The sequence below is a fragment of the Streptomyces sp. NPDC046261 genome (assembly GCF_040646235.1).
GTDB lineage: Bacteria > Actinomycetota > Actinomycetes > Streptomycetales > Streptomycetaceae > Streptomyces.
This window is the reverse complement of the sequence record NZ_JBEYZU010000043.1, coordinates 1-6,259: the sequence shown is the minus strand read 5'-3', so window position 1 is coordinate 6,259 and position 6,259 is coordinate 1. Positions and strand designations below refer to the sequence as shown.

Here is a 6,259-nt window from a genome sequence, read left to right as displayed (position 1 = left end):
CCGGCGAAGGCTTTGCAGCGGCCGTCGGCGGCGAGGCCGCGCTGGCGGGAGAACTCGACGAAGAGCCCCGGCGTCGCCATCACGGTGACACCGCCGGCGAGCGCGAGCGAACATTCGCCCGAACGGAGCGCCTGCACCGCCAGGTGCAGTGCCACGAGAGACGACGAGCACGCCGTGTCCACCGTCAGCGCCGGGCCCTCCAGCCCGAGCACGTAGGCGATGCGGCCCGACATGACCGAGGCGGAGTTGCCCGTACCGACGTGGCCGCCGAGCTCCTGCGGCTGATCACTGCTGAACAGACTGACGTAGTCCTGGCCGTTCGTGCCGGCGAAGACGCCCGTCGCGCTGCCGCGCAGCGAGTGCGGGTCGATGCCCGCATGCTCGAACGCCTCCCACGACGCCTCCAGCAGCAGCCGCTGCTGGGGGTCCATCGCCAGGGCCTCACGCGGGGAGATGCCGAAGAATCCGGCGTCGAACTCCGTGGCGGCCTCCAGGAAGCCGCCTACGCGGGTGTACGAGGTGCCCTGGTGGTCGGGGTCGTCGTGGTGGAGCGCTGCCAGGTCCCAGCCACGGTCCTCCGGGAACGCGGTCATGGCGTCGCCGCCGTCAGTGAGGAAGCGCCACAGCTGCTCCGGGGAGTCGACTCCGCCGGGGAAGCGGCAGCTCATGCCGACGATGACGATGGGGTCGTCGTCCACGAGCTGTCCGGTCGGTTCGGACCGTACGGGCTCCGCTGCCGAACCGAGCAGCTCGGTCCGGACGTACCGGGCCAGAGCGACCGGGGTCGGATAGTCGAACACGGTGGTCGCCGGGAGCCGGAGGCCCGTCGCGGCGCCCAGGCGGTTGCGGAACTCCACGGCCATGACCGAGTCGAAGCCGAGGTCCATGAACGCACGGTCGGTCGGGACGGCCTCCGGAGTGGAGTGCCCGAGGACCACCGCCATGTGCCGACGGACGAGATCGAGAAGCGACTCCTCCTGCTCGGCCTTGTCGAGACCCGCCAGACGGTCGGCCAGCGCGGACACGCTGCCGTTCCCCGCCTCGTCGGCGACGGTCCCCGCTCCCGCCTCGGCCAGCCTCCGTACCTCGGGGAGGTCGGAGAACAGGGGGCTGGGGCGGGTGGCGGTGAAAGCGACGTAGTGCCGTTCCCAGTCGATGTCGGCGACGGTGACGACCGCGTCGCCCTGCTCGATGGCAGTGCGCAGGGACGCGACGGCCAGCTCCGGGTCGAGGGCCGGCACGCCGTGCCGCCTGGCCACCTCCCCGGCTTCCGTCTCTCCCATGCCGCCGCCGGCCCACAGGCCCCAGGCGACCGAGGTCGCCACGAGACCCTGTGCCCGGCGGTATTCCGCGAGTGCGTCCACGAACGCGTTGCCCGGCGCGTAATTGCCCTGACCCGGCGTACCGGCTGTGCCCGCCATGGACGAGAACAGCACGAAGGCGGACAGGTTCATGTCGCGCGTCAGCTCATGGAGATTGACGGCGCCGTCGGCCTTCACGCGCAGCACGCGATGCAGCTGTTCGACGGTCAGCAAGTCCACCGTGCCGTCGTCCAGCAGGGCGGCCGTGTGGACGACCGCTGTCAGCGGGCCGACCTCGTCGATGAGGGTGGCGAGCTGCTCGCGCTCGGCGACGTCGCAGACGGCGACGGTCACCTTGACGCCCGCCGCCTCCAGCTCCTCGACGAGCTCGGGCGCGCCGGGGGCGTCGATGCCACGTCGACTGGTCAGGACGAGGTGCTCGGCACCCTGATCCGCCAGCCATCGGGCGACGTGGCCGCCGAGGGCTCCGGTGCCGCCGGTGACGAGCACGGTTCCGTCGGGCTGCCAGGCGGGCGCCTCGGTGCTGAGCGCAGGTGCGTGGGTGAGCCTGCGCCCGTACGCGCCCGCCGAACGGATCGCGACCTGGTCCTCACCCGTCACACCGGACAACACCCGGGCCAGGCGGTCCTGTGCCCGTGGGGTGACGCTCTCCGGCAGGTCGATCAGGCCACCCCAGTGCATGGGCTGTTCGAGAGCGATGACCCGGCCGAGACCCCACACCAGGGCCTGCGGCATGGCGCTGACGGCGTCGTGGAGCCCGGTCGACATCGCCTGCCGGGTCACGCTCCACAGCGGAGCACCCACTCCGGCATCACCCATGGCCTGCGACAGCAGCACCGTCCACGCGTAACCGACGGGCACGGACGCGAAGTCCGGATGCGGCCGCTGGTCAAGGGCGACCAGCGACACCACGCCGCTGACGTCCACGGCTTCACGCAGGCGCTCGGCCAGTGCCGCGCGGTCCAGTTCGCGCTCGCCGAGGACGAGCAGCGACGGCTCGGCCCCATGGCCGGCGAGCGCCTCGGTCACACCCGTGACCCACCCGTGCTCGACGTCGGCCTCGGAGACCACGACCAGCCACGAACCCGACAGTGCCGCGGGCTGATTGCCGGTCAGCGGCTTCCACTCGGCGTGGTAGCGCAGCGACTCGAGCGCCGTCCGCTCGTGCCGCTGCCGACGCCAGGCCGACAGGGCCGGCAGCAGGTCGTCGAGCTGCTCGCCGTCGAGCCCGAGAGTCGTCGCCAGCGACTCGACGTCCTCCCGCTCGACCGCCGCCCAGAACTCGCCGTCCGCTTCCGCCACCGGTGCGACGGCCGTCGCGGTCGTCCTCTCGATCCAGAAACGTTCCCGCTGGAACGGATACGTCGGCAGATCGACCCGGCGTGCGCCGGCTCCGGCGAAGACGGCGTTCCAGTCCGCTTCGACGCCGAAGGCCGAGACCTCGGCCAGCGAGGTCAGGAACCGCCGGACACCCCCTTCACCACGGCGCAGGGAGCCGGCCGCCAGGACGCCGATGCCGGCCGCGTCGGCGGTGTCCCGCACCCCGGCCGCCAGGACCGGATGCGGGCTCGCCTCGACGAAAGCGGTGTGCCCCAGGGCGAGCAGGCTCTCGATGGTGCCCTGGAACTCGACGGTCGCGCGCAGATTGCGGTACCAGTACGCGCCGTCCAGCTCCGCCGTGTCGGTGAGCGCGCCCGTCACCGTCGAGTAGAACGGAACCCCTCCCGTACGGGGCCTGACCGGGGCGAGCGCCTCCGCCAGCTCCTGCTGGATCTCCTCCATCTGCGGGGAGTGGGAGGCGTAGTCGACGGGGACGCGCTTGGCCTGCGGGAATTCTGCCAGCAGGGCGTCCAGGACGTCGTTGCCGCCCGAGACGACCGTGGAAGCAGGGCCGTTGCCGGCCGCGATGGACAGTCCGTCCCGGCCGCGCAACTGATCCGCCGGGAGCGGTACGGAGACCATGCCGCCTCGGCCGGACAGCGCGAGCAGGGCCTTGCTGCGCAGGGCGACGATGCGGGCGCCGTCCTCCAGTGAGAGACCGCCCGCGACGCATGCCGCCGCGATCTCGCCCTGCGAGTGACCGACCACCGCTGCCGGCGTGACCCCGTACGAGCGCCACAGCTCGGCGAGCGAGACCATGACGGCCCACAGAGCAGGCTGCACCACATCCACCCGGCGCAGCGCCTCTTCATCGGCGAGGACGTCGAACAGCGACCAGTCCACGAAGGCGCTCAGCGCCTGCGCGCACTCCCGCATCCGCTCCGCGAACACCGGCGAGGACTCGATGAGCTCCAGCGCCATCCCGGTCCACTGCGAACCCTGACCCGGGAAGACGAACACCGCTGCAGACGACGGACCGGCGATGCCGGTCACCACACCCTGCGCGGGTTCCCCGAGCGCCACCGCGTCCAACGCGCGCAGCAACTCCTCGCGGTCGGCGCCCGCGACCACCGCGCGATGCGGCAGCAGCGTCCGGGTCGAGACCAGGGACCAGCCCACGTCCACGGGGTCGAGTTCCGGCAGCCGGTCCACCAGGGACCGCAGCCGCTCGGCCTGCGCACGCAGCGCGTCCTCGCCCTGACCGGACAGCACCCACGGAATCACGGGCAGGCCGACCCTGTCCGTCCCGGGTCCGGCCACCGCCGACGGCTGCTCCAGGATCACGTGGGCGTTGGTGCCGCTCACGCCGAAGGAGCTCACGCCCGCACGTCGCGGAGCACCCGTCTGCGGCCACTGCGTCGATTCGGTGAGCAGTTCCACCGCACCGACGGTCCAGTCGACGTGCGGGGTGGGCTCGTCGACGTGCAGGGTCTGGGGCAGCACGCCGTGGCGCATCGCCATGACCATCTTGATGACGCCGGCGACGCCGGACGCGGCCTGGGTGTGCCCGATGTTGGACTTCACCGAGCCCAGCAGCAGGGGCCGGTCCGCGTCGCGGTCCTGGCCGTACGTGGCCAGCAGTGCCTGCGCCTCGATCGGGTCGCCCAGGGTCGTGCCCGTACCGTGCGCCTCCACCGCGTCGACGTCAGCCGTCGACAGACCGGCGTTCGCCAGGGCCTGGCGGATGACGCGCTGCTGGGACGGCCCGTTCGGCGCGGTGAGGCCGTTGGAGGCACCGTCCTGATTGACGGCGGAGCCCCGTACGACCGCGAGGACCTGGTGGCCGTTGCGCTCGGCGTCCGACAGCCGCTCCACGAGCAGCATGCCGACGCCCTCGCCCCAGCCCGTACCGTCCGCCGCCGCGGCGAAGGGCTTGCAGCGGCCGTCGGCCGCGAGCCCACGCTGGCGGGAGAACTCCACGAACGTGGCCGGTGTCGCCATCACGGTGACACCACCGGCGAGCGCCAGCGAGCACTCGCCGTTCCGCAGCGCCTGCACCGCCCAGTGCAGGGCGACCAGCGACGACGAACACGCCGTGTCCACCGTCACCGCCGGGCCCTCGAGACCGAAGGTGTAGGACAGCCGGCCCGAGACGACGCTGGCGGCGTTGCCGGTCAGAAGGTAGCCCTCCGCGCCTTCCGGAAGTTCACCGTCCCCGCCGCCGTAGCCCTGCGCCGACGCACCGACGAACACGCCGGTCCGGCTGCCCTTGAGCTCCGCCGTGGAGATACCCGCCCGTTCGAACGTCTCCCAGGCCGTCTCCAGCAGCAGTCGCTGCTGCGGGTCCATAGCCGTCGCCTCGCGCGGCGAGATTCCGAAGAAGCCCGCGTCGAAGTCGGCGGCGTCGTGGAGGAAGCCGCCCGCCCGCACGTACGACCGGCCCGAGCGATCGGGATCGGCGTCGTACACGCCTGCGAGATCCCAGCCACGGTCGGTGGGGAACGGCGAAATGGCGTCCGCGCTCGAATTCACCAGCTCCCAGAAGGCCTCGGGGGAGTCGGCCCCGCCGGGGAAGCGGCAGCCCATGCCGACGATCACGATCGGGTCGTCGTCCACCGCGCCGACGGCCACCGGCGCGAGGATCTCCTCGGCGACGCCCAGGGCCTCCCGGCACACGTGCTCCGCCAGAGCGGTCGGGGTCGGGTAGTCGTAGATGACCGACGCGGGCAGGGTCAGCTCGGTGGCCGTGCCGAGCAGGTCGCGCAGCTCCACCGCCATGAGCGAGTCGAAGCCCAGCTCCTGGAACGTGCGGTTCAGGTCGACCGCGGCCGACTGCGCGTGGCCCAGCACCTCGGCGACCCGTGCGCGTATCAGCTCCGCGACGGACCGCTTCCGCTCCTCCGGCGCCATCCCGGCCAGCCGGGCCGCGAAGGCACCGACCGGTCCGGCCTGCCCGGCCGGCGCGGCGGCTGCCGACCCGGCCGGTTCCGACGCCTCGGCCATCAGTGCGCTCAGCAGGGGGCTCGGGCGCAGCGCGGTGAAGCGCGGGCCGAAGCGTGCCCAGTCGACGTCGGCGACCACGAGGGCCGTCTCGTCGTCGATCAGCGCCTGCCGCAGCGCCCCGACCGCGAGCTCCGGTGCCATGCCCGACACGCCGCGCTCGACGAGGAACTCCTCGCCGCCCTCGGCCATGCCGCCGCCGGCCCACATGCCCCAGGCCACGGAGGTGGCCACCTGGCCGTCCGCGCGGCGACGATGCGCCAGTCCGTCCAGGAACGCGTTGGCCGCGGCGTAGGCGGACTGGTTGCCGCTGCCCCACACGCCGGCGATCGACGAGTACAGGACGAACGCGTCCAGGTCCCTGCCTCGCGTCAGCTCGTCGAGAATCTCCGCCCCGGTGACCTTCGACCGCACGCTCTCGGCGAATTCGGCCGGAGTCAGCCCGTCGACCGCACCCCAGCTCGGCACGCCCGCGGCGTGTACGACGACCCGGAGGTCGGGGAGCGTGCCGAGCAGTGCGGTGACCGCGTCGCGGTCGGTGACGTCGCAGGCGGCGACGGTGACGTGAGTGCCCAGCGCCTCGAGTTCGGCGGCCAGGTCTGCGGCGCCCGGGGCGT

1 protein-coding gene is annotated in these 6,259 nt (G+C 72.7%); it reads right to left on the bottom strand.

The genetic code is table 11. From position 1 onward, the window contains the following. Positions 1–6,259 (bottom strand): type I polyketide synthase (locus ABZ956_RS30365; protein WP_361900693.1); only part of this gene is annotated, 6,259 nt, incomplete at both ends.